Source organism: Nocardia sp. NPDC005998, from assembly GCF_040614395.1.
Taxonomy (GTDB): Bacteria; Actinomycetota; Actinomycetes; order Mycobacteriales; family Mycobacteriaceae; genus Nocardia.
In genome coordinates this window covers 157,702-180,011 of record NZ_JBEXUI010000008.1, presented here as the reverse complement: position 1 = coordinate 180,011, position 22,310 = coordinate 157,702, and the positions used below count along the sequence as shown (strand labels likewise).

The 22,310-nt window shown below is 66.9% G+C and carries 26 protein-coding genes; 17 read left to right on the top strand and 9 right to left on the bottom strand.

The annotated features are described in order from the left end of the window. The first annotated feature begins 10 nt into the window (after window positions 1-10). The 5 genes from ABZ293_RS14640 to ABZ293_RS14620 all read left to right on the top strand — a co-directional run bounded on the left by ABZ293_RS14640 (window position 11) and on the right by ABZ293_RS14620 (window position 4,377). Entirely contained in the window at window positions 11-781 is a 771-nt protein-coding gene (locus tag ABZ293_RS14640) for an ATP-binding cassette domain-containing protein (protein ID WP_354951010.1), read from the top strand. Continuing rightward, window positions 778-1,722 (top strand): ribokinase, encoded by a 945-nt coding sequence (locus ABZ293_RS14635; protein ID WP_355180685.1) that lies wholly within the window; start codon window positions 778-780, stop codon window positions 1,720-1,722. Before ABZ293_RS14640 ends, ABZ293_RS14635 begins: the two co-directional genes overlap by 4 nt. A gap of 32 nt (window positions 1,723-1,754) precedes the next feature. Beyond that, window positions 1,755-2,144 carry a D-ribose pyranase gene (gene rbsD / locus ABZ293_RS14630; RefSeq protein ID WP_354951014.1) on the top strand — a complete coding sequence of 130 codons (390 nt, stop codon included), beginning with the start codon at window positions 1,755-1,757 and terminating at the stop codon, window positions 2,142-2,144. A 207-nt stretch (window positions 2,145-2,351) separates the two neighbouring features. Then, window positions 2,352-3,746, top strand: a complete 1,395-nt coding sequence (locus ABZ293_RS14625; protein ID WP_354951015.1) for an amidase — start codon at window positions 2,352-2,354, stop codon at window positions 3,744-3,746. A gap of 61 nt (window positions 3,747-3,807) precedes the next feature. Continuing rightward, entirely contained in the window at window positions 3,808-4,377 is a 570-nt protein-coding gene (locus tag ABZ293_RS14620) for a DJ-1/PfpI family protein (RefSeq protein ID WP_355180683.1), read from the top strand. A gap of 145 nt (window positions 4,378-4,522) precedes the next feature. On the opposite strand, the gene ABZ293_RS14615 is transcribed toward ABZ293_RS14620, so the two are convergent. Then, the gene (locus ABZ293_RS14615; protein ID WP_355180681.1) at window positions 4,523-5,458 is read right to left on the bottom strand and encodes an EamA family transporter; all 936 of its coding nucleotides are present in this window, start codon (window positions 5,456-5,458) and stop codon (window positions 4,523-4,525) included. Window positions 5,459-5,737: 279 nt separating this feature from the next. On the opposite strand from ABZ293_RS14615, the gene ABZ293_RS14610 reads away from it, so the two are divergent. Next, window positions 5,738-6,250, top strand: coding sequence for an Lrp/AsnC family transcriptional regulator (locus tag ABZ293_RS14610; protein WP_355180793.1), 513 nt, complete (start codon window positions 5,738-5,740; stop codon window positions 6,248-6,250). On the opposite strand, the gene ald is transcribed toward ABZ293_RS14610, so the two are convergent. Together ald and ABZ293_RS14600 are read right to left on the bottom strand one after the other, a co-directional pair. Continuing rightward, window positions 6,247-7,353, bottom strand: coding sequence for an alanine dehydrogenase (gene ald, locus ABZ293_RS14605; RefSeq protein ID WP_355180679.1), 1,107 nt, complete (start codon window positions 7,351-7,353; stop codon window positions 6,247-6,249). The two genes, ABZ293_RS14610 and ald, sit on opposite strands and share 4 nt — an antisense overlap. Window positions 7,354-7,659: 306 nt before the next feature. Beyond that, a complete protein-coding gene (locus ABZ293_RS14600) occupies window positions 7,660-8,259 on the bottom strand; it encodes a hypothetical protein (RefSeq protein ID WP_355180677.1) in 600 nt (199 codons plus the stop codon). A gap of 83 nt (window positions 8,260-8,342) precedes the next feature. Here ABZ293_RS14600 and ABZ293_RS14595 point away from each other — a divergent pair, with 83 nt between their 5' ends. Beyond that, a complete protein-coding gene (locus tag ABZ293_RS14595; RefSeq protein WP_355180791.1) occupies window positions 8,343-8,858 on the top strand; it encodes a TetR/AcrR family transcriptional regulator in 516 nt (171 codons plus the stop codon). Between the two features lie 114 nt (window positions 8,859-8,972). Here ABZ293_RS14595 and ABZ293_RS14590 read toward each other — a convergent pair whose 3' ends face one another. Further along, entirely contained in the window at window positions 8,973-9,491 is a 519-nt protein-coding gene (locus tag ABZ293_RS14590) for a PadR family transcriptional regulator (protein ID WP_355180675.1), read from the bottom strand. A 97-nt stretch (window positions 9,492-9,588) separates the two neighbouring features. Here ABZ293_RS14590 and ABZ293_RS14585 point away from each other — a divergent pair, with 97 nt between their 5' ends. Both ABZ293_RS14585 and ABZ293_RS14580 read left to right on the top strand, forming a co-directional pair. Further along, window positions 9,589-10,149: a hypothetical protein gene (locus tag ABZ293_RS14585; RefSeq protein WP_355180673.1), complete on the top strand. Its 561-nt coding sequence runs from the start codon at window positions 9,589-9,591 to the stop codon at window positions 10,147-10,149. A gap of 26 nt (window positions 10,150-10,175) precedes the next feature. Beyond that, a complete protein-coding gene (locus ABZ293_RS14580; protein WP_355180671.1) occupies window positions 10,176-11,477 on the top strand; it encodes a carotenoid oxygenase family protein in 1,302 nt (433 codons plus the stop codon). Here the strand turns inward: ABZ293_RS14580 and ABZ293_RS14575 are convergent. Continuing rightward, entirely contained in the window at window positions 11,424-12,074 is a 651-nt protein-coding gene (locus ABZ293_RS14575; RefSeq protein ID WP_355180669.1) for a TetR/AcrR family transcriptional regulator, read from the bottom strand. The genes ABZ293_RS14580 and ABZ293_RS14575 overlap by 54 nt on opposite strands. Before the next feature lie 79 nt (window positions 12,075-12,153). On the opposite strand from ABZ293_RS14575, the gene ABZ293_RS14570 reads away from it, so the two are divergent. The 3 genes from ABZ293_RS14570 to ABZ293_RS14560 all read left to right on the top strand — a co-directional run bounded on the left by ABZ293_RS14570 (window position 12,154) and on the right by ABZ293_RS14560 (window position 14,511). Continuing rightward, window positions 12,154-13,164 (top strand): GlxA family transcriptional regulator, encoded by a 1,011-nt coding sequence (locus ABZ293_RS14570; RefSeq protein ID WP_355180667.1) that lies wholly within the window; start codon window positions 12,154-12,156, stop codon window positions 13,162-13,164. 101 nt (window positions 13,165-13,265) lie between these two features. Then, a complete protein-coding gene (locus tag ABZ293_RS14565) occupies window positions 13,266-14,231 on the top strand; it encodes an alpha/beta hydrolase (protein ID WP_355180789.1) in 966 nt (321 codons plus the stop codon). 55 nt (window positions 14,232-14,286) lie between these two features. Further along, entirely contained in the window at window positions 14,287-14,511 is a 225-nt protein-coding gene (locus ABZ293_RS14560) for a hypothetical protein (RefSeq protein WP_355180665.1), read from the top strand. Window positions 14,512-14,514: 3 nt separating this feature from the next. On the opposite strand, the gene ABZ293_RS14555 is transcribed toward ABZ293_RS14560, so the two are convergent. Beyond that, window positions 14,515-15,492 (bottom strand): zinc-binding dehydrogenase, encoded by a 978-nt coding sequence (locus ABZ293_RS14555; RefSeq protein WP_355180663.1) that lies wholly within the window; start codon window positions 15,490-15,492, stop codon window positions 14,515-14,517. A 53-nt stretch (window positions 15,493-15,545) separates the two neighbouring features. Next, window positions 15,546-16,286: a protein phosphatase 2C domain-containing protein gene (locus tag ABZ293_RS14550; protein WP_355180661.1), complete on the bottom strand. Its 741-nt coding sequence runs from the start codon at window positions 16,284-16,286 to the stop codon at window positions 15,546-15,548. Between the two features lie 137 nt (window positions 16,287-16,423). Here ABZ293_RS14550 and ABZ293_RS14545 point away from each other — a divergent pair, with 137 nt between their 5' ends. Together ABZ293_RS14545 and ABZ293_RS14540 are read left to right on the top strand one after the other, a co-directional pair. Beyond that, on the top strand, window positions 16,424-17,248 hold the full coding sequence (locus tag ABZ293_RS14545; protein ID WP_355180659.1) for a class I SAM-dependent methyltransferase: 825 nt from the start codon (window positions 16,424-16,426) through the stop codon (window positions 17,246-17,248). A gap of 80 nt (window positions 17,249-17,328) precedes the next feature. Then, window positions 17,329-17,520, top strand: coding sequence for a hypothetical protein (locus ABZ293_RS14540; protein WP_355180657.1), 192 nt, complete (start codon window positions 17,329-17,331; stop codon window positions 17,518-17,520). A 24-nt stretch (window positions 17,521-17,544) separates the two neighbouring features. Here ABZ293_RS14540 and ABZ293_RS14535 read toward each other — a convergent pair whose 3' ends face one another. Further along, window positions 17,545-18,720, bottom strand: a complete 1,176-nt coding sequence (locus ABZ293_RS14535; RefSeq protein ID WP_355180655.1) for an ROK family transcriptional regulator — start codon at window positions 18,718-18,720, stop codon at window positions 17,545-17,547. A 108-nt stretch (window positions 18,721-18,828) separates the two neighbouring features. Between ABZ293_RS14535 and ABZ293_RS14530 the strand changes: the two genes are divergently transcribed. From ABZ293_RS14530 to ABZ293_RS14520, 3 genes are read left to right on the top strand one after another with little or no spacing between them, the layout of a single operon-like run. Next, entirely contained in the window at window positions 18,829-19,905 is a 1,077-nt protein-coding gene (locus ABZ293_RS14530; RefSeq protein WP_355180653.1) for a sugar ABC transporter substrate-binding protein, read from the top strand. Beyond that, complete coding sequence (locus ABZ293_RS14525; protein ID WP_354951049.1) at window positions 19,902-20,636, top strand: ATP-binding cassette domain-containing protein; 735 nt, start codon at window positions 19,902-19,904, stop codon at window positions 20,634-20,636. The genes ABZ293_RS14530 and ABZ293_RS14525 overlap by 4 nt, the downstream gene beginning before the upstream one ends. Window positions 20,637-20,650: 14 nt before the next feature. Continuing rightward, complete coding sequence (locus ABZ293_RS14520; protein ID WP_355180651.1) at window positions 20,651-21,850, top strand: sugar ABC transporter permease; 1,200 nt, start codon at window positions 20,651-20,653, stop codon at window positions 21,848-21,850. 2 nt (window positions 21,851-21,852) lie between these two features. Here ABZ293_RS14520 and ABZ293_RS14515 read toward each other — a convergent pair whose 3' ends face one another. Continuing rightward, a complete protein-coding gene (locus ABZ293_RS14515) occupies window positions 21,853-22,251 on the bottom strand; it encodes a hypothetical protein (RefSeq protein WP_355180649.1) in 399 nt (132 codons plus the stop codon). Window positions 22,252-22,310: the final 59 nt, after the last annotated feature.

The following is a 22,310-nucleotide window of genomic DNA, read 5'->3' as shown; positions in this document are numbered from 1 at the left end:
GTCCCAGGACATGACGATTCCACTACTCGAGGCGCGCGAACTCACCAAATCGTTCGATTCGGTCCGCGCGCTGGCCGGAGTCTCGCTGACGATTCCGGAGGGTGAGGTCACCGCCCTGGTCGGCGATAACGGCGCGGGCAAATCGACCTTGGTGCGCTGCCTCACCGGCGTGCAGGCACCGGATACCGGGCACATCCTGTTCAAGGGCGAGCCGGTGCGCCTGCGTTCGCCAGAGGACGCGCGCAAGATGGGCATCGAGACCGTGTATCAGGATCTCGCCCTCATCGACGATCTCGCGGTGTGGCAGAACCTATTTCTCAACCGGGAGCTGGTCTATCCGCTCGGCATCGTCAACCGCAGGGCGATGATCGCCCGCAGCGGCGAGATCCTGCGCGACCTGGATGTCGATGTGCCCTCGGTGCGCACCACCGTGCGCAGGATGAGCGGCGGCCAACGCCAGAGCATCGCCATCGCCCGTGCGGTGGCCTGGGGCAAATCCATGGTGATCATGGACGAGCCGACCGCCGCGCTCGGCGTACGGGAGACCGCGGCGGTCGAGAAGCTGGTGCGCGGCCTGCGCGAGCGCGGGATCACCGTCTTGATCATCAGCCACGACCTGGCGCAGGTCATGCGGATCTGCGATAACGTCGTAGTGCTTCGGCGCGGCAGATCCGTTGCCGCACACCGGATCGACGAGGTGGACGGCGACCGGCTGGTCGCGCTGATCACCGGTGCCGCACCCGGCAATCTGGAGGTAGCCGACGCCGGGGCCGAGTCGTGACGGTAGTCGTCCTCGGATCGGTCAACCAGGACATCGTGTGTGAGGTGGAACGGCTGCCGCGCCCAGGTGAAACCGTACTGGCACTGCGCGCACGCACCAACCTGGGCGGCAAGGGTTCCAATCAGGCCGTCGCGGCGGCCCGAGCCGGTGGCAGCGTCGAATTCATTGCCAGGATCGGCCGCGATGCCGATCCCGAGCTGCGGAAATCGTTGCGCGACTATGGTGTTGGGCTCACCACCCTGCGCGAGGTCGAAGATGCGCGGACCGGCACGGCCTACATCACCGTCGCCGACGGCGAGAATCAGATCGTGGTCGACTCCGGTGCCAACTTCCGCTGGGAACCCGACGCCGAACTCGACACCATGGACGAGGCCGAGCTGCTGCGGTCGGCGGAAGTCGTTGTCGCACAGTTGGAGGTGCCGCCGCGCGTGGTGGCCTGGGCGGCGCGGCACGCCCGCCGGTTCGTCCTCAACGCCGCACCGGCGGCGGCGCTGCCCGATGAACTGCTGCTGAGCTGCCATCCGCTGGTCGTCAACGAATCCGAGCTGTCGGCATTGACCGGGACCACCGCACAGACACCCGAGCAGGCATTCCACCTGGCCCGCTCGCTCTGCCTGCGCGGGGTGGCGTCCGTCGTCGCCACCCTGGGCGCCGCCGGCTCGGTCTGGGCACACCGCTGCGATGTGCCAGCACCGGTCGCTGGCGGATATCAGGCTGCGCCACAGGTGAATTCGGTGGACTCCACCGGCGCGGGCGACGCCTTCGTCGGTGCGCTGGCCACCGCACTCGCCGATGGCAGGCAGTTGGGCGCCGCCGTGGCCTATGCCACCGCGGCCGGTGCGCTCGCCGTGCAGGCACCGGGAACCCATGCCTCCTACCCCACCGCGGCCCAGATCGGCACCGCGCTCGCGGCCATCCCCGCGGCCCGGCCACTCGTCTGACCGGGCATCCCCCTTCGAGAAGGATCCGAACCTTGCGTACCAGTGGACTCATTCACGCCGAATTGCTCTCGGCGCTCACGGCACTGCGCCACACCGACCTCTTCGCCGTCAGCGACTCCGGTCTGCCGACACCTGTCGGCGTGCCGGTGATCGACCTGGGCATCAGCTATGGATTCCCCCGGTTCGAGCCCATCCTCGACCTGATCCTCGACGAAGTCACCGTCGAGGCCGCCTGGGGCAGCCGCGAGGTTGCCGAGCAGAATCCGGAAGCCGCGACACTGCTCAGCCACCGCCTGAACGCGGAGTTGATCGACCACGACGACTTCAAACAGCGGATCGGGGCCTGCCGGTTCGTGGTGCGTACCGGCGAGGCCCGGCCCTACGCCAATGTGCTGCTCCGGGCCGGGGTGCCCTGGCTGTAGCGCTACCGCTTGCGCATGGGCGGAAAATTGATATCGGCGATATTGAACCCGGCGGCCGCGACCCGCGTATCGATTGCGGAATGGTCAGTCGACTAGCTACTGTCGGGTGCTCGAATCAATGACTGATTCCACAGGTCACGCCTGTCGGGCGGCTGCTCGCAGCTCGCTCGGAACACCACGGCAGGTAGGTCGGGAGGAGCGGTAGAGATGGACCTTCGCGAGGTCGTCGCCTCGGGTGTGCGGGAACAGCGAGAACTGCTCGAACAGGGGGCGCTATCGGCCCGCGAACTGATCGAAACGACCCTCGACGGGATCGAACAGGCGGGCGACCTCAACGCCTTCACCACGGTGCTGCACGAACAGGCGATCGCCGAAGCCATCGAACGGGATCGGGCGCGCGCCGCAGGCACAGACCTCGGACCGCTGCACGGCATCCCGATCGCGGTGAAGGACGAAATCGACGTCGCGGGGGTCGTGACCACCTTCGGCACTCGCGCCAACACCACCCCGGCGGCCGTCGATGCCGAAGTGGTGCGGCGCTTGCGGGCGGCGGGCGCGGTCATTGTCGGCAAGACCACCATGCCGGAATTCGGTCAATGGCCCTACACGGAATCCAGCACCTACGGACTTACCCGCAATCCGTGGGATCGGACCCGCTCGGCGGGCGGCTCCAGCGGCGGTTCCGCCGCCGCGGTGGCGGCGGGACTGGTGCCGGTCGCACTCGGCGGCGACGGCGGCGGCTCGATCCGGATTCCGTCGGCCTGCTGCGGGCTCTTCGGCCTCAAAACCCAGCGCGGACGGGTACCGACCGCGCCGTACCCACACCTGTGGTGGGCGCTCGGCGTGCTCGGCCCGCTGACCCGTGGCGTCCAGGATTCCGCGATCGTCTACGACGTGATCCGCGGCAGCACGCCGGTCGACCGATTCCGCGCCCCCGATCCGGTGCTGTCGTTCGAGGAGGCGGCGCGGCGCACCCTCACCGGCCTGCGCATCGGCTACAGCACGAAATCGCCGACGGTGCTGGCCGGACCGGATCCGGAACATGTGCGCGCGGTACACGACACCGCCCAACTCCTCGCCCAACTCGGCCATACGGTCTTCGAGATCAACCCGCGCTACCCCGACTTCACCTTCGCCTTCTACCCGCAGTTCTATGGCGGTGTGCGTGCCGAGATCCCCTTCGTCGACCATCCGGAGCGGCTCGAACGCCGCACCCGCCAGACCACCGCACTCGGTGCGTGGGCGCGGCGGCCGGTGGTCGAGTGGGCCATGCGCCGCGGCGAGGTCGCGGCCCGCAAGGTCGATCGCATCTTCGAACAGTGCGATCTGCTGCTGACCCCGACCATCGCGCACCGCCCGCCGCCGCTCGGTGTCCTCGACGGCGCGAATTCCATCCGGGCACAGCTCGCCTCGGTTCCCATGGTCGCCTACACCGGACTGTGGAATGCGACCGGACATCCGGCCGCCTCCCTGCCAGCGGGCGTCGCCACCGACGGCCTCCCACTGGCGGTGCAGCTGGTCGGACCGGCCAATGGTGAGCCGACGATCCTGTCGGTGGCCGCGCAACTCGAGCAGGTCCGGCCGCATCCACGCCCGTTTTAGTCGCGAAAGCCCCTGGGCGCACGGCGATTGCCGATAAAATTCGCCCCGGAGGTGATGTGCCGTGACAAGCGTGTTGCTGATCACCGGAGACGCGGCCGAGGACCTGGAAGTCATGTACCCGTACCAGCGGCTGCTCGAGGAGGGGTACGAGGTCCACGTGGCCGCCCCCACCGTCAAGAAGTTGCAGTTCGTCGTGCACGATTTCGTCGACGGTTTCGATACCTATGCCGAGAAGGCCGGGCACACCTGGCCCGCCGATATCGCGCTGGCCGATGTGGACCCGAGCCGGTACGCGGCATTGGTGCTGCCGGGTGGGCGCGCTCCGGAATATCTGCGCGGCAATGCGGAATGCCGCAGAGTCGTCAAACATTTCGTCGACGAGAACAAGCCGATCGCGGCGCTGTGCCACGGCCCCTTGATCCTCATCGCCGTCGGCGCACTCAGCGGCCGCTCGTCGAGTGCCTACCCGGCACTGGCGCCTGACCTGAATGCCGTTGGCGCGCAATGGGAAGACAGCCCCGCCCACGTCGACGGCAATATCGTGACCGGCCGGGCCTGGCCGGATCACCCGCTGTGGATGCGGGCCTTCATGGAGGTGCTGCGCACCAAAGCACCCGCGCCGGTTCAATAGCGGCCGCCATTCGCCGTCGCCTGGTTGACCCGGCATGCTCGCGAAGCCGGTGGTCCGCTATGCCTTCGGCAAGGTGCTCGACGCCGCCGAATCCGCACTGGCCCACGCGAATCGGTAACCGCGAAGCGGCGGCGTCGCGCACCCGTCAGCGCCGGTCGCGCCCGCCGAGTGTCAGGAATGCGAGCCCGAGTGCCAGCACGACCAGCCCGCACCACGAGACGATCGGCAATCGCTCACCGACGACGACCACACCGAGCACCGCCGCAACGGCGGGCTCGGCCAGCGTCAATGTCGTCGCGACCTGCGCCGTCGTATGCCGCAGCCCGTAGCCGAACAGGCGGTAGGCGACGAACGTGGTGAACACCGCGAGATGCGCCGCCACCGCAATGCCGCGCCCGGAATGCAACCAGGTTGTGTCGGCGCACAACACAACCGGCAGCACCAACAACCCGGCGATGCCGAACATCGTGCCGAGTACCGCATTCGACGAATGCCCGTGCGCGATGAGTCTGCCACCGATAAGCGAGTAGACGGCGTAGGTGAGTCCCCCGAAGGCCGCGAGCACGATGCCGAGCGGGTCGACCGGCGCGGTCCCACCCGTCAATTGAGGACCGAGGACGAGCACCACACAGCCGAGCACCGCCGCCGCGGTGGCACCGACCCAGCGTCCGGTCGGCCTGCCCTGCCCGGCAACCCAGGCCAATAGTCCCGCGAAAACCGGCGCACTGCCGAGCGCGATCACCGTCGCAACGGCCACCCCCGTCCGCGCCACGGCCGGATAGAAGGTGACCGGATACCCCGCCACCGCGAGCGCACCGGCGATAACCAGCCACCATTCGCCGCGCGTACACACCAGACGCGCAGCGCCAGTGGACAAATACAACAACAGCCCGCCGAGCACCAACCCGGCCGACCCGATCGCCGCCGCGGGCGCACCCGCGGGCGCCAGCGAACTGGTGGTCCCGGTGGTCCCCCACAACATCGCCGCGACCAGGATGGGCACCGGCCCACTCAGCGGCGAGCGCGCCCGGACACCCGAACGCTCAACTACAACAACAGATTTGGAATCGGACAAGGCCATGCACTTCCGTCATCGAATTCAATAGGGATTCGAAACGGGCGCACGGCATCGCCCCGAGGCTGCCTACAGAAGTCAGCCGGGAACGCGAAATCTCCAGATTCAGCAGGTGCGCCCGATCAGGCGCACGGCGGCGGCGTAACAGCGTGCCAGTAGATGTCCACGCGCCGATCCTATCGCCACCTCCGGATCGAGTTCACACCGGCGAATGACCGCCGAACATAAGTTTTCGGGCTTGCCCTACGTCGAAGGATCTTCGATAGGGTTGGGTCTGTGAGGAAGATCGATTCACCGATAGGTCCGGCCGCCGCTGTCCGGAATCCACCTCGACCCGCCGTTGCGCTCGACGATATCGACCGGATTCTGCTCGATCAGCTCGCGCGCGACGGCCGGATGACCAATAGCGCGCTCGCCGATGTCGCGGGTATCGCACCGTCGACGTGTCTGGGACGGGTGCGGGCACTGGTGGAACGCGGCGTGATCCGCGGATTCCACGCCGATATCGACCCGGCCGCGCTGGGCCGGAATCTGCAAGCCATGATCGCGGTCCGGGTGCACGCCAACGCACGTCCGCACCTCGCCGAGTTCGGCGATCAATTGGCCGATCTCGACGAGGTGCTCAACGTCTACTTCATCGCGGGCGCCGACGACTATCTGATCCATGTCGCCACCGCCGACTCCGAGGGACTACGGGTCTTCGTACTGGAACATCTGAGCGCACATCCCGCCGTCGCCTCGACCGAGACGATCCTCATCTTCGAGCATGTGCGACCCAGAACCCGTCCGATGCCCTAGGCGGCGAGCGTCTCGGCCGCGTAGTTGTGTGCGGCCGCGACGGATTCGGACAGCAGCTGGCCGCGGTGCGTGCTCAGACCGGCGGCCAGCCCCCGATCCGCGGCGACCGCATCGCGCCAGCCGCGGTCGGCCAGCGAAATCACATACGGCAGTGTGGCATTGGTGAGCGCGACGGTCGAGGTGTACGGCACCGCGCCGGGCATATTGGCAACGCAGTAGAAGACCGAATTGTGCACCCGGTAGGTCGGCTCGGCATGGGTGGTCGGGCGCGAGTCCTCGAAGCAGCCGCCCTGATCGATGGCGATATCGACCAGTACCGAACCCGGCTTCATCTGTGCGACAAGGTCATTGGAGACCAGAGTGGGCGCCTTCGCACCGGGCACCAGCACCGCGCCGATCACCATATCGGCCTCGCGGACCAAGCTTTCCACCTCGAAGCGATTGGAGATGATGGTGCGGACCTGCCCCCGGTACTGCTCGTCCAGGGCGCGCAGGCGCGCGATATTCAGGTCGAGCACGGTCACGTCTGCGTGCATGCCGACCGCGACGGCGATCGCATTACTGCCCGAAACGCCGCCGCCGAGCACGACCACCTTGGCCGGACGCGCACCCGGCACACCGCCCATCAGCACACCGCGGCCACCGCCGCTACGCATCAGGTGATACGCACCGGCCTGCGGCGCCAGCCGTCCGGCGACCTCGCTCATCGGGGCGAGCAGCGGCAGCGATCCGTCCGCGGCGGTCACCGTCTCGTAGGCGATCGAGGTGATACCGGAGTTCAGCAGCGCATCGGTGCACTCCTTGGACGCGGCCAGATGCAGGTAGGTGAACAGCAGCTGCCCCTCGCGCATCCGCGAATATTCCTCGGCCACCGGCTCTTTCACCTTGAGCACCATATCCGCGGTGTCCCAGACCGCATCGGCGCTGTCCAGCACCCGCGCCCCGACGGCCGCATACGCCATATCCTCGAACGCCGACCCCTGCCCCGCTCCGGCCTCGATGTACACCTCATGTCCGCGCGCAACCAGCTCGTGCGCACCGGCCGGGGTACACGCGACCCGGTACTCGTGGTTTTTGACCTCGCGGGGGATTCCGATCTTCATCAACACTCCTGTACGTCGATCCGGTGGATTGGCGACATGTGACCTGTTCGATCACCTCAGTGTGAGTATGAAGATCCTGCAAGATCAGATCCATATCAGTGAAGATAGTTCTCAAATCAGTTGGGCAAGCATCTTGATATTCAGATTTCCGAACTCCTCGACCGGCTGATCCGAACCATATTCGGCTGGCGCGTCGACCAGGAACGTTCACCCGGTTCGGTGACGCGACTATGGAAGTCGTGACGTGGGAGTGGCGCGAGTTGATCGAACGCGCGCCGGAGACCGGATGAGACAGGCCGAGGCCGGTCAGCGGACCCGCTTCGCCAACGCTGCGAAGGCCAGCTTCGGTTCCCAGGTCTTGGCCGCGCCGTCGACGCTGTCGAAGATCTTCACCAGGCCGCCGCTGGCCAGGTCGAGGTCCAGGGTCGGATCGTCGCGGTGGATGAGGTCGGGGCGGGAGAAGCAGTACCAGAAGGCGGTGTCGATGCCGACTTCGTCCAGGATGTTCAACACTTCGAGCAGGTGGGCGGCTTGGGCCTGCTCGTCGCGCTCGTATACGCCGTCGAGGCGCAGCGGGGTGGCGGTACGAGGGTCCCATTGCAGGATGTCCGCGCCGCGATCGGCCATATCGGCCGCGCCGCGGTAGGTGACGCAGCCGAATTCGGTGACGGCCACCGGTTTTCCGAGTTTCGCGCCCTCGCCGACGTAACTGCGCATGAGGTCCGGGTAGCGGTCGGCCAGCGCGGCCGAGCGGTATCCGGCATCGGTGGCGAGGATATCGAACAGTTCCCAGTTCACCCGTTCGAAGGGCAGGCAGCAGTAGGTGAGCCTGCCGCGGAACCGGGCTCGCGCGATTTCGGCCGCGCGGCCGAGGAATTCGTTGAATCGGGTCGGCATTTCCGCCATGGCCGCCTGACCTGCGGGGGTAGCCAGAGCGGCGGCCCGCTGCTCGAAATCGTCGCCGGGGAAGAAGCCGTGCAGACGAACTCCTGGAATCCGGCTACCCGGGCATGACCATGGACACCGTCGCCAAACGCGCGGGCACCAACAAGAACGCCATCTACCGCCGCTGGCCGAACCGGGCGGCCCTTGGTGTCGCCGCCTACAAACAGCTGACCGCCACCACCCTCGACCTTCCCGGCACCGGCGACCTGCGCACGGACGCGCTGGAGCTATTGCGGCGCGCCAACTCTCACCTCGCCTCTCCGCTCGGCGAGATCCTGCGCAGCCTGCTCGCCGAGCTAGCGCACGAACCGGGGCGACTCGCCCAGTTGCGCGATCAATCCGGAGACGCCGGAGCGGGGCCGTGGCTCACCGTTCTCGACCGGGCCATCGCACGCGGGCAGGCGCCCGCGGCCGCACGTCATCCGCGCGTCGCCGCGGTCCCGATCGACCTGCTGCGCAATGAATTCGTCACGCGCGGTGTGCCCACCGTGCCCGACGAGGTCCTGGTCGACATCGTGGATACGGTGTACCTACCGCTCATACGCGGCTACGAATCCTGAAAGCCGTTCCGCCGCAACCGAGTCGAGAGTCGGGACCGTTCCGCAGCGAACGCCGACAGCACTGAGGCCGACCCCGAACAGGAGCCCGACCGGCGAACATTCGTGATCAACGCACTAGCGCTCCGGGATCTGCGTCAGCGCCCACTCGGCCCACTCCCGCCTCATCACCTGGAAGCGCTTACCCCACTCCATCACGATGCGGCCGTAGACGGACAGGTCATCGTCGTCCCAGTCGATCGACGCCTCGAGTGCGGCCAGTTCGGCTAGGCCCTCCGTGCTCGCGGTCTCGATATCGGACAGATAGTCGCGGGCGTACGCGCGGGGAACCACACCGAGAAAGAAGACGCGCAGCAGCACTTCATTGCGCGCCGGCCGTTTCGGCTTGGTCGTGGTGAGCCATTCGCGCAGATCCGCCAGGCCCGCGTCGGTGATCGTGTACTCCTTGCGGCCGCGCGGACCCTCATCCGACACCGCGATCGAGCCCGCATCGGCAAGCTTGGTGAGTTCGGTATAGATCTGACTCTGGGTGGCGGGCCAGACATTGGCCAGGGACACCTTGAAGCGCTGCACCAGGTCATAGCCGCTGGCCGGGCGATCGGATAACAGTCCGAGTAGCACATACCGAAGACTCATGACATCACCTTACCTTCCACTATTGACATGTCGATAGAGCAGACTCTAATTTAGACATGTCAAAACTGGAATGTCGCCCCACTAGGAGCCTCCGAAAATGTCGTACCTGCGTACCTTCGCCCCCTGGATCGTCTTCGCGGTGGTCCCGCCGCAGTACTGGCAGTGGGCCGCACTGGCGGCCTTTGGCGTTTCGGCCCTCGGCATCACCCAGCAGATCCGGGCGGGTCAACGCATGGAAGCGATGATCATCGACATCGGTTCCGTCGCCTTCTTCGCGGCGGTGGCCGTGCTCGCCTTCGCCGATCCGGACACCGCGCTGCACCCCTACACCCCGGCACTGTCCTCGGGCGTGCTCGCCCTGGTCGCAGGCGCATCACTGGCCGTACGCATGCCGTTCACCCTGCCGATCGCCAAACGGACCACGCCGCAGGAGGTTTGGGATCACCCCGTCTTCATCCGCACCAGCTATGTCATCACCTCGGTATGGACCGCGAGTTTCGTCATCGGGTGCATCGCGATGACCGCGCTCGCGCACTCCTCCTCGGGCGTGCGCACCATCGCGCAGGTACTCGCCTTCACCCTCCCGGTGATCTTCACCATCCGCTACGTCGCCCACATCCAGTCGAAGGCGAACTTGCTCAACGAGTCCGCATCCTGAAAACCCACAACAGATCGGCGCCCCTCATGACCACCTCGCTTCCACACCTCACCGGCAACTACGCCCCCGTCACCGAAGAGCTCACCGCCTACGAACTACCGGTCACCGGAACGATCCCCCCCGAATTGACCGGCTGGTACCTGCGCAATGGCCCGAATCCGCACGCCGCCGCCTCCGCGCACTGGTTCCTCGGCGATGGCATGGTGCACGGCGTGCGGCTCGAGCAGGGCCGTGCGGTGTCCTATCGCAACCGGTGGGTCCGCACCTCCACCTTCACCAACGGCGCACAGGTCCGCGACGCCGATGGCAATTACGATCTCACGGGCGGATTCGCCAACACCCACGTCATCCGGCACGCCGGACGCACCCTGGCACTGGAAGAAGGGTCCTACCCCCACGAATTGACCTGTGAGCTGGACACCGTCGGCCCCTACGATTTCGACGGCAAACTGCACACCGCCATGACCGCACATCCGAAGACCTGCCCGACCACCGGTGAATTGCACTTCTTCGGCTACGCCACCGCCGAGCCCTACCTGACCTACCACCGCGCCGACGCCGCGGGCAATCTGCTGCTCAGCCGCCCCATCGACGTGCCAGGGCCGACCATGCACCACGACTTCAACCTGACCGGCGGGCATATCGTATTCATGGACCTGCCAGTGGTTTTCGACCTCGAGACCGCACTATCCGGTGGCGGCATGCCCTATCGGTGGAGTGACGACTACCAAGCGCGGCTGGGCGTGCTGCGCCGCGACGATCCGCACGGCGCGGTGCGGTGGTTCCCGATCGATCCCTGCTATGTCTTCCACGCGCTCAATGCCCACGACGAACCGGGCCGAATCGTGCTGCACGTGATGCGCTATCCCAGTATGTGGCGGCAGGATTCGCCCACCCGCGAACAAGCGAGCCTTTGGCGCTGGACCATCGATCTGACCTCCGGCACCGTCATCGAGGAACAACTCGACGACCGCGCCGCCGAGTTCCCCCGCATCGACGATCGGCTCGCGGGTCTGGACGCCCGCTTCGGCCACGCCACCGTCTCCCGCGACAGCGGCGCGCTGATCCGTTACGACCTGCACACCGGCGCGAACACCGCCCACGAATTCGGCCCCGGCCGCATCCCCGCCGAGGCCGCCTTCGCGGCCGCGAACGAACACCCCGGCGGCGAAGGCTATCTCATGACCTACGTCTACAACGCCGACACCGACCGCAGCGACCTCGTCATCCTGGACGGGGCCGATCTGGCCGCCACACCGGTCGCCACCGTCCACCTACCGAGCCGAGTGCCCTACGGCTTCCACGGAAACTGGCTCGCCGACCGCTAACGGTGCATCGGCCCAGGCGGACGGCAGCGCGTCACACGAGACATCAGCGATATCGCGCAGCCGGGCGGCCGGAATATCCAGCCGACTGAATTGGATCAACCCCTGGGCCACCACCACGATATTCGCGCTGAGCGCGGAGAGATCGCGCTCATTGCCGCCGAGTAGTACAGCTGGGCGCAGGCGCGCGGCGATACCGTCCTCCATCGCGTCGGTGCAGCGCGTACTGATCGCGACCACCTCGGGCATCCGCATCCCGAGCTGCGCGATGCTGTTGAGCATCAGGCACCCGCGCCGGTCCGGTTGGGCGGCGCAGTCATCGATGACCGCCCGCAGCAGCGCCCGGACCGCGCTGCGGGCGGATCCGGGCGCGGACCGGATCACCTCGCGGACGAATTGCGCGCGGCGCTCGCAATAGCGCTCGAACGCGGCCAGGAACAGCCCCTTCTTGCTGCCGTAGGCGGCGTAGATACTGCCGTTTCCGATGCCGGTCACCACCGACACATCCTCGATCGAGGTGCTGTCGAACCCCTTCGCCCAGAACAGCTCCGTCGCGGCATCGAGTAGGTCCGATTCATCGAACCGTCGCGAACGTCCCATTTGCTCACGCTACCAACGCGGAGGAGGGATCGCGCACAACGCTTGATTCTGGAGGCATGGCTCCAGAATAATGCCTGACATGTCCTCCAATGCAATGACTCCATCCCGCCGACGAGTGGGCATCTTGCTCTTCGACGGTGTGAAGATGCTCGACTTCGTGGGGCCCGCAGAGGTTTTCGTGGAGGCGAACCAGGCCGGGTGCAACTATGAGGTGGTGCTGGTCTCCGCCGACGGCCGGGATGTGCAGACCTCCATCGGCGCCCGTGTCGCCGTGGCGTGCGCCGCAGCGGACGCCGGGCGCTTCGACACCGTGGTGATTCCCGGTAGCGAACTGCCGCCGGCGAAGTTCGTGACCCCCGAGGTATTGACCGCCGCCCGTCAACTGGCCGCCAACACCCGCCGCCTGGCATCCATCTGCAGCGGCGCGTCCGTGTTGGCGTATCTCGGACTCCTCGATGGCAGGCGCGCGACTACGCACTGGAAATTCGCGAAGGATCTGGCGCGCCAATTCCCGGACGCCAAGATCGAGCCGGATGCCATCTTCGTGCGCGACGGAAATCTCTACAGCTCCGCAGGTGTGGCGGCCGGGATGGATCTCGCGCTGGCGCTGGTCGAAGCCGACCACGGCGCCGATATCGCCCGGTCGGTCGCCCAGTTGCTGGTCATCTATATGCAACGGTCGGGAGGTCAATCGCAGTTCTCGGCGGCGCTACGCGCTCCGGTGCCGCGCAGCCCGCTGGTACGCACGGTCGCGGATCTGATCTGCGCCGATCCAAGCTATCCGCATACCGTCCAGACCCTCGCCACGCACGCCCGGGTCAGCCCAAGGCATTTGACGCGATTGTTCCGGGCCGAATTGGAGAGCTCGCCCGCCGAATACGTCGCCTTCATTCGGTTCGGTCTGGCCCGGGACAAGCTGCACGCCGGGTACAGTGTGACCGAGGCGGCGATGGCCGCCGGGTACGGCAGTAGCGAAGCCATGCGCCGTGCATTCGTTGCGCGCCTTGGTATTTCGCCGAGCAAGTATCAGCAGCGCTTCCGAACGACGGGTACGACCGCGCTGTTGGAGGACGCCACGGCCGCGTCCTGATCAGGGGGATTTGTGGCCCGCACAGCGGGGCGGACCGGTCGGCCGCTGCCCAAGACTGAACGCGCCCACACAGCAGCGCACCCACACAGGAAGGCAAGATGATGGCAGGAAACCCCCACGGTATCTCGCTCGAACAGGCGGCACAGGAGTTCGTCGACGCGACCTCCGAGCCGCCGTTTCTCTACCAGCTCAGCCCGGAAGAGGGCCGCAAGGCCGTCGACGGGGTGCAGGACAGCCCCATCGCGAAGCCGGAGATCGATGAGGAGTGGATCACCGTCGAGGGCGGCCCCACCGGTTCGGTGCAGGTGCGCATCGTCAAGCCGAAGGGTGCTACCGGTGTGCTGCCGGTGATCATCTACACCCACGGCGCGGGGTGGGTATTCGGCGATGCGCACACCCACGACCGGCTGGTGCGCGACCTGGCCGTCGGGGTGGACGCGGCCGTCGTCTTCCCCGAATACGACCGCTCACCGGAGGTGCGCTACCCGGTCGCGAACGAACAGTCCTACCGAGTCGCGCAATGGGTCACCACCTCCGGCGCAACGCACGGTCTCGACTCCTCGCGGATCGCCATCGCGGGCGATTCGGTCGGTGGCAATATGGCCATCGCGCTGACCCTCATGGCGAAGGAGCGCGGCGATGTCTCGTTCCGCCAGCAGGTGCTGTTCTACCCGGTGACCGATGCCAATTTCGATACCGGCTCCTACCAGGAGTTCGCCGAGGGCTACTTCCTCACCCGCGAGGGTATGCGCTGGTTCTGGGATCAGTACACCACCAGCGAAGCGGACCGCGCGCAGATCACCGCCTCGCCGTTGCGGGCCAGCACCGAGCAGTTGGCCGGACTGCCCCCGGCGTTGGTCATCACCGCCGGGGCCGATGTGCTCCGGGACGAGGGCGAAGCGTTCGCGGGCAAGCTGCGCGCGGCGGGCGTGCCCGTCACGCAGGTGCGGTACGGGGCGATCATCCACGATTTCGTGATGGTCAACGCCATGCACGACACCTATGCCGCCAAAGCCGCTGTGGCACAAGCAGTCTCCGTATTGAAGGCCGCGCTGTACAACGCGTGATCGCACCCGTCGAACCCGTGCCCGCGCCGACCGCGCGCCTGATGGCCGTGACGCAGTGGCCCGGGCCGCAGTCGAGGAACCGGCGACCGCGACACCGTCGCGGTCGGTTCCGTCGTTCGCACTGCTGACGACCGCGGACAAGGACATCCCGATCGAGGCCCAGCGGTTCATGACCGAACGGGCGGGTGCGCGCACGGTTGAGGTCGCGGCCTCGCACGCGGTCGCCATATCAGTGCCCGAGGCGGTGCGCGCACTGATCATGGCGGCGGTGCGGAGCTGACCGTCAGCCGTTCACCGCGAGGACCAGCTTGCCGGTCGAGGTGCGCCCGCCCATCAGGCGGTGCGCCTCGGCGGCCTCGGCAAGCGGGAACTCCGCGGTGATCGGCAGCTCCACCTGGCCGGTCGTGACCAGACGGAAGGCACGGTCGGCGATCTCGCGCAATACCTTCGGCGCAGCGGTGGTGAGTCCGAGAATCGAGAAGCCGGAGATCGACAGTCCCCGTGGGTAGAGCTCCGGCTGGCCGATCTGCCAGCCCGGCTCACCACTGGCATTGCCGTAGGAGATGAGCCGACCGAACATGGCCAGCGATTCCAGACCGCGCCGCAGGGTCTGGCCGCCGACCGGATCGAGCACGATATCGACACCGCGGCCATTGGTCGCCTCCTGCACGTCCGCGGTGAAGGTATCAGCCAAGAAGGCATCGTCGTAGCCGAGCTTGCGCGCATACTCGGCCTTGGCCTCGCTGGAGACCACGCCGTAGACCGCGCCCGCGCCCGCGAGCTTGGCCACTTGGCCGACCACGGTGCCCACCCCACCCGCCGCGGCCTGCACCAGAACGGTCTCACCGGGCTGCAGCTTCCCGACGGTGTTCACCAGGGCGTAGGCGGTCGGCAGAACTGTGGGAAGCGTTGCAGCCGTGCGCAAGTCGACGCCATCGGGCACCGGGAAGACCGTCGCGGCGGACACCACGGCGACCTCGGCGTATGCGCCGCCCTCGGTGATCGCCGCCACCGATTGGCCCACGGCCAACCCGTCCACACCCGCGCCGAGCGCGCGCACCCGCCCCGAGAGCTCCAGTCCCGGCACGAACGGCAGCTCCGTCACCCGATATCCCACCGAACGCGCCTGCAGGTCGGCGAAGTTCACCCCGACATACGCGATATCGATCGCGACCTCACCCGGACCGGGATCCGGAGCATCGAGCTCCACCGCACGCAGTACCTCAGGTCCACCTAGTTCACTGATCTGAATCGCCCGCATATCCCCACTCCACTCGGCACACTGTGTCGAGTCAGTTCTAGCAGGAAAGGCGACTACCGGCAGTCCACGACGAGTGCGGTCGTATTGTCGGTGCTCCCGGCCTGTAATGCGCTGTCCACCAACGCTTCCGCGATGCTGCCCGCGGTCTCGTCGGCGGCGAGCATCGCCTTGATCTCGACCATATCGAGTCGCTTGTGCACGCCATCGGTGCTCAAGAGCAGTCGGCCACGGCTGGATCCGGTGGCAGCGCGCCCGATGGCGGCCGGACGCACGGTACGCGTCGAGGTGGTCACGAGATGGTCCATCCGCCCCGACGGTGCGATCCCCTTTGCACGCATGTACTCGGCGACGGTGTGGTCGGTGGTGATCTGGTGCAGCACCCGGCCGTTCCAGCGGTAGGCGCGACAGTCGCCGACCCACGCGATATCGCACGGTCCGTCGGGTTGTCCGGCGGCGGGCAGCACCGCGACCACGAGCACACAGTCGGCCTGCTGCTCCGGGAACTGTCGCAGCAGTTCCTGCTGGGCCGCGAGCACACCGGCGACCGCACCACCGCGCGCGGCCATCCGGGCGGCGAACGAGGCGGCCGTGCGCGCGGCCCTGGCCGCGAGCAGGTTGTCACCGATACCGTCGGCCACGACGAAGGCGGTGCGGCCGACGGTCGGGTCGGTAAAGGTGGCGAAGGCGTCGGCATTGAGGGAACGCCGCCCCCTCCTGCTCACTCCACCGGGGGTGATGCCGCCGCGCCCTCGGTCATCGGGCCGGACGATTGCGATCGAAGCGGTTGTGTGCACGGTCTGTCCTCCCTCGGGCTGGACCTGCCCCATCCTGCCGATCCGCACATCTGTCGTTAATCCAGTGAACCGCGATACCCCAAATAGCGTGCCAAAATTTCCCAAGGGATTCCTGTGAATCGCAATACGATGGCGCGGTGAGTATCGAAGAAGGCCTCGATCCGCTGCTGGTGAATCGGGGGAACTGGGACGCGCGCGCACCGATCCACGCGGCCAGCGGGTTCTATCGCGATCATGACTCGTCGCATTGGTTCGCACCCTTCGAATGGGACATCCTCGGCGACGTGCGCGACCGCGACATACTGCATCTACAGTGCCACCTCGGCACCGAAACGGTCGAATTCGCCAAACGCGGGGCGCGCGCGGTCGGTCTCGACTTCTCCCCCGCATCCGTCCGGCACGCCCGCGAACTGGCAGCGAATGCCGTCGAGTACGTCTGCGCGGACGTGTACGACGCGCCGAATGCGGTGGGGCACCGGCAATTCGACATCGTCTATACCGGCAAGGGCGCGCTCTGCTACCTGCCCGATCTGGCCGGGTGGGCGAGCGTACTCGCCGAACTACTTCGCCCGGGCGGCCTGGTCTATATCGTCGAATTCCACCCGCTACTGCACGCACTCGGCCCCACCCCACCGCCCGAAGTCGATCCGAATTCGCTTGTCCTGCACGATGATTACCTCGCGGGCCGGGGCGCACAACGCCGCGACAGCGACCACACCTACACCGACGGCCCGGCACTGACCACCGACACCACGGCCTACGAGTGGCGCCACGGTCTCGGCGAGGTGGTCGATGCCCTGATCGCCGCCGGTCTGCGGATCACCGATCTCACCGAAACCGAGATGTTGCCGTGGCCGCGCTGGTCCCGCATGATCCGGACCGACAACGACTGGTTCCGACTGCCGCCAACAGACCCGATCCTGCCGTTGTTGTACGGATTGGCGGCCACCAAACCCGCGTAGCCGCACCGCATCCCGCCGCTTTGCTACAAGATAGCCATTGCACTATTACACTGCGACGATCCACATCGAGGGAGCGTCGAGTGTCCACTACCGTTCGGGTTTTGTTCGTTGTCGTCGCCGTGCTCGTCGGCATCATCGTCGCGGTGATATCCGCAATCCTGTCCAAAGTCAGCGGCTCACCGACGGGCATCGTGATCCGCGACGGCGGCGTCGCCTTCGCCGGTACCGCGGGCCTGACGCTGCTGCTGCTCAAGGCCATCGGGTTGCTCTGATCGACCCCGAGGCCACCTCCCACATCACCCGCCCGGTGCGCGCCGATCGAAGAGCCGGTCCCGCGCGATATCGAGCGCGCGGGAGACCGCACCGCTGAGCACGCCGTCATCGCCGAGCGTGCTGGCGACAATGCGCGGACGCAGCGGCCCGAGTTCGGCCATGCGCCGGGCGATAGCGTCGCCGAGCAGGTCGACATTGTGGCCGATGCCGCCGCCGAGTACGACGAGTTCCGGGTCCAGAATCGCCGCGACCGCGGTGATGAGCGCACCGATGCGGCGCCCCTCGGCCTCGACCACCGAGCGCGCCCGCGCCTCACCCGCCACGGCCGCCGCGAAAATGTCCTTCGCCGACGCCGGACTCAGCCCGGCCTGCCGCGCGGTGCGGGTGACGCCGCCCGCGGCGGCCACCGTTTCGGTCATCCCGCGGTGCCGGGCGTCATCGGGTGCCGCGTCGACCTCGGTGGCGGGCAGGAACGAGACCTCGCCAGCCGCGCCGGTACTGCCGACATAGAGTTCGCCATTGATCACGATGCCCATACCGACGCCGGTGCCGATCGAGACCAGCACGAAGTTGCGCACGCCGACACCCGCGCCGTAGGTGAGTTCCCCGACCGCCGCGAGATTGATGTCGTTCTCGATCGCCGAATCGACTTCCAGCGCATCGCGCAACTGTCCGACCAGTCCGGACCGGCCCCAACCGGGCAGATTCGGGGCGTAGTCGAGCCGACCGGTGGCGGTGTTGAGCACGCCCGGACTGCCGATCACCGCGTAATCCACTGCTGCCCAATCCATTCCGGCGTCATTGGCAACCTTGTGCGCCAGCGTGCGAACCCGGCGCACCAGGTCGACGGCCGAGCGGGCCGAATTGCGGATATCGCGGCGGGCGATGAATTCACCGCGCAGATCGGCGATCGCGAGCCGAACCCAGTGGCGGCCGATATCGACCCCGGCCACCACACCGGCGCGCACATTCACGTCGTAGATCGCCGTCGTCGGGCCCGGCCGACCGCTCAGCGAGCCGACGAGCTGCACCAATCCGGCCTCCTCCAGGCCCGAAAGCGCCGCCGAGACGGTGGGTTTGGACAGTCCGCTCGCCTTGGCCAGCTCGCCGCGCGAGGACGGTCCGTGCAGCCGGAGGTGGTCGAGCAGCAGCCGCTCGTTCATTGTGCGCAGCAGTTGGGGATTGCCGACCTTACTCACTGATCCTCCTCCGCGTAACCACTGGACACCCCGTGGTTAGTAAACTACCTTTCTTATCAACGCTCAACCGGGCGCACCTTTCAATCCCCTCTCGGCACGGTGATTCTCATGCGTCGAATTCTGCTCATCACCGCGGCGGCAGCCGCATTCGTCCTGGCTGCGGGCTGTAGCTCCGGCACCGGCGACGCGAAGTCGGGCGGCGACAACCCGACGATCGCGCTTCTGCTCCCGGAATCCAAGACCACCCGCTACGAGGCCTTCGACCGGCCGCTGTTCGAAGCCAAGACCAGGCAGCTGTGCGCGAGTTGCCGGGTGCTCTACTTCAATGCCGATCAGGATGCGGCCAAGCAGCAGGGCCAGTTCGAATCCGCGCTCACCCAGGGTGCCGATGTCATCGTGCTCGACGCGGTGAACGCCGATGCCGTTGCGCCACAGGTCAATCAGGCCAAGCAGAAGAAGATCCCGGTGATCGCCTATGACCGGCTGATCTCCGGCATCGGCTACGAGTACTACGTCTCCTTCGACAATGTAAAGGTCGGCAGGGTGCAGGGCGAGGCCCTGCTGGCCGAGCTGACCAAACGCGGCACCGTCGACAAGGGGCAGGTGGTGATGATCAACGGCGCGCCGACCGATCCGAGCGCGGGCGATTACAAGCAGGGCGCACACCAGGCGCTGGATGGAAAGGTGAAGGTCGCCAGGGAATTCGATACTCCCGACTGGTCGCCGGATAAGGCGCAGCAGGAGATGGAACAGGCGATCACCGCACTTGGCAAGGATTCCATCGTCGGTGTCTACTCGGCCAATGACGGCATGGCCAGCGGTGTGATCGCGGCCCTGAAGCGGGCGGGTTATGCAACGCTGCCCCCGCTGACCGGTCAGGACGGCGAACTCACCGCGGTACAGCGAATCCTCACCGGTGAGCAGACGATGACCATCTATCTCAACTATCGCGCCCAGGCCGAACAGGCGGCCGAACTCGCGGTCGCGCTGGGCAAGGGCGAAAAGCCTGCGGCCCCAGCGGCAACCGATAACGGCTCCGCGAAGATCCCCTCGTTCCTGCTGGACGCGATCGCGGTGAGCAAGGACAACCTGAAGGACACCATCGTCAAGGACGGCCTCTACTCCGTCGCCGAGATCTGCACGCCCGATGTCGCGGCGGCATGCCAGGCCGCGGGACTCAAATGAGTGCGGCGACAACGATTCTCGCCGCACGCGGCATCGTCAAGCGCTATGGTGCGGTACAGGCACTGGCCGGTGCCGATCTCGAGGTACGGGCCGGTGAAGTGGTCGCCCTCGTCGGTGATAACGGCGCGGGCAAATCGACGCTGGTGAAGGTGATCTCCGGGGCAATCATCGCCGATGAGGGGGAGATCACCTTCGCCGGGGCCCCGGTTCGGATCACCCGGCCCCAGGATGCGCAGGCGCTCGGGATCACCACGGTTTTTCAGGATCTCGCACTGTGCGACAACCTCGATGTGGTTGCCAATCTGCATCTCGGCACGGAGACAAGAACGTTCAGCGTGCTCTCCGAAATCGCGATGGAGCGCAGCGCGCGGGATCTACTGCGGTCGCTGGATGTGAAGATCAAGGATGTGCGGGCGCCGGTGTCCGCGCTCTCGGGCGGGCAGCGGCAGTCCGTCGCGATCGCCAGGGCGCTGCTCGGGCAGCCCAAGATGGTGATCCTCGACGAACCGACCGCGGCGCTCGGCGTCGAACAGACCGCGCAGGTGCTCGCGCTGATCGGCCGACTGCGCGAGCACGGCCTCGCGGTGCTGCTGATTTCGCACAATCTGGTCGATGTCCGGACCGTCAGCGATCGTGTCGTCGTCTTGCGTCTCGGCCGCAATGCCGGTGAGTTCGAGACCGCGCAGGCCAGTCAGGAGGCCATTGTCGCCGCGATCACGGGGGCCGTGTGATGAGTGAGCTCGCCATGAAACAACCTGCGCTGCAAAGAAATCCGTTTCGCGGATGGGCCGATGCGGCGGCGGACCGGCTGCGCCGCGGTGATGTCGGATCCATTCCGGTCGCGGTCGGACTCGTCGTCATCGCGGTGGTGTTCAACCGTCTCAATGCGCACTTCCTGTCCGCGGAGAATCTCACCAACCTCGCCTTGCAGATGGCCGCGACCGGCACCATCGCACTCGGCATCGTGCTGGTGCTGCTGCTCGGTGAGATCGACCTGTCCGCCGGATCGGTCAGCGGGCTGACGGCCGTGGTGATGACCCAACTGTATGTGCACCATGGCTGGCATCCGGTGGTCGCGGTGCTCGCCGCAGTCGCGGTGGGCGCGGCGATCGGACTGCTGCACGGGGTGATGCGGACCCAGCTGAACATGCCGTCTTTCGTGGTGACGCTGGCCGGGTTGATCGGCTGGCAGGGACTGATGCTGTATCTGCTCGGCAAGGAAGGGACCGTCAATCTGCCGTTCGATCGCGGGATCGCGACGATCAGCGATACCTGGCTGCCGCCGTGGCTGGCGTGGCTGTTGGTGGTGCTGCTCGCGGGTGGGCACTTGGTCGCGAGTGTGCGCACCAGGCGGCAGCGGGCGATGGCCGAGCTGACGGTGTCGGCTCCCGGGTGGATCGCGCTGCGTTCGGGTGCGCTGGCATTGCTGCTGGCCGCCACCGTGGTGGTGCTGAATTCCGATCGCGGGGTGCCGCTGACCCTGGTGATCTTCGGCGGACTGGTACTGGCCGTCGATCTGGTGCTGCGGCGCACCGTCTTCGGGCGGCGCATCTACGCCGTCGGCGGCAATGCCGAGGCCGCACGGCGCGCCGGAATCAATGTGACGTGGGTGCGCATCGCCGCATTCATCGGATGCTCCGCGCTCGCGACGGTCGGCGGCGTCCTCGCGGCGTCCCGCCTGGTGGCCGTCAACCAGAGTTCCGGTGGCAGCGACATACTGCTCAATGCCATCGCGGCGGCGGTCATCGGCGGCACCAGCCTCTTCGGCGGACGCGGGCGCGCCTATGCCGCACTACTGGGAATCCTTGTCATCCAATCGATTACGAACGGCATGCTGCTGCTGAACGTCGACTCGTCGGTGCGTTTCATGGTCACCGGCACGGTGCTGGCCGTATCGGTCGCCATCGATTCGGTGGCCCGGCGCGGAGCCGAAGGGACCCGCTGAGTTCAGCTGCCGAAGACCAGGCAGGCGAAGCCGACGTGCACACCGGTGCCGACCCGGACGTCCACCGTCGCGATGGGCGTGACGTCCGGGGCCTGGACGGCGCTCAGCGTATGCGGGCCGGTGGTCGCCGGAAACCAGGTGAACAGCGCGATGCCGCCGAGCGGACGGACCACGCCGAGCAGTACACCGTTGTCGTAGAACGAAACCGGCTCGGCCGCATTATCGACATAGGCCTCGGCGGTGGCCGCACAGTCGGTGCCGTAGTTGGTCGCCAGGCCGTAATTCGAATCCGGCATGACGCCCATCCGGGTCACAACGGCACTCGCGTTCGGCGCGACGCCGGTCAGCGTGACAGCGGCGACGCCGAACAGCGTGGCGATCGTGATTGTTCGGTAGCTCATGATTCGGTCCTCCTGGTGCGGCGCCGGATGCGAGTTGCCAGTGGGTTGCATCGATCGTT

Bases quoted from the DNA above. Each gene is read 5' to 3' on its own strand.
- ABZ293_RS14570 (WP_355180667.1), top strand. From the start codon at position 12,154: ATGTCCTCCAATGCAATGACTCCATCCCGCCGACGAGTGGGCATCTTG.
- ald (WP_355180679.1), bottom strand. From the start codon at position 7,353: ATGAAGATCGGAATCCCCCGCGAGGTCAAAAACCACGAGTACCGGGTC.
- ABZ293_RS14585 (WP_355180673.1), top strand. From the start codon at position 9,589: ATGTCGTACCTGCGTACCTTCGCCCCCTGGATCGTCTTCGCGGTGGTC.
- ABZ293_RS14615 (WP_355180681.1), bottom strand. From the start codon at position 5,458: ATGGCCTTGTCCGATTCCAAATCTGTTGTTGTAGTTGAGCGTTCGGGT.
- ABZ293_RS14625 (WP_354951015.1), top strand. From the start codon at position 2,352: ATGGACCTTCGCGAGGTCGTCGCCTCGGGTGTGCGGGAACAGCGAGAA.
- ABZ293_RS14530 (WP_355180653.1), top strand. From the start codon at position 18,829: ATGCGTCGAATTCTGCTCATCACCGCGGCGGCAGCCGCATTCGTCCTG.
- ABZ293_RS14555 (WP_355180663.1), bottom strand. From the start codon at position 15,492: ATGCGGGCGATTCAGATCAGTGAACTAGGTGGACCTGAGGTACTGCGT.
- ABZ293_RS14520 (WP_355180651.1), top strand. From the start codon at position 20,651: ATGAAACAACCTGCGCTGCAAAGAAATCCGTTTCGCGGATGGGCCGAT.
- ABZ293_RS14525 (WP_354951049.1), top strand. From the start codon at position 19,902: ATGAGTGCGGCGACAACGATTCTCGCCGCACGCGGCATCGTCAAGCGC.
- ABZ293_RS14575 (WP_355180669.1), bottom strand. From the start codon at position 12,074: ATGGGACGTTCGCGACGGTTCGATGAATCGGACCTACTCGATGCCGCG.
- ABZ293_RS14600 (WP_355180677.1), bottom strand. From the start codon at position 8,259: ATGGCGGAAATGCCGACCCGATTCAACGAATTCCTCGGCCGCGCGGCC.
- ABZ293_RS14640 (WP_354951010.1), top strand. From the start codon at position 11: ATGACGATTCCACTACTCGAGGCGCGCGAACTCACCAAATCGTTCGAT.
- ABZ293_RS14515 (WP_355180649.1), bottom strand. From the start codon at position 22,251: ATGAGCTACCGAACAATCACGATCGCCACGCTGTTCGGCGTCGCCGCT.
- ABZ293_RS14565 (WP_355180789.1), top strand. From the start codon at position 13,266: ATGGCAGGAAACCCCCACGGTATCTCGCTCGAACAGGCGGCACAGGAG.
- ABZ293_RS14590 (WP_355180675.1), bottom strand. From the start codon at position 9,491: ATGAGTCTTCGGTATGTGCTACTCGGACTGTTATCCGATCGCCCGGCC.
- ABZ293_RS14580 (WP_355180671.1), top strand. From the start codon at position 10,176: ATGACCACCTCGCTTCCACACCTCACCGGCAACTACGCCCCCGTCACC.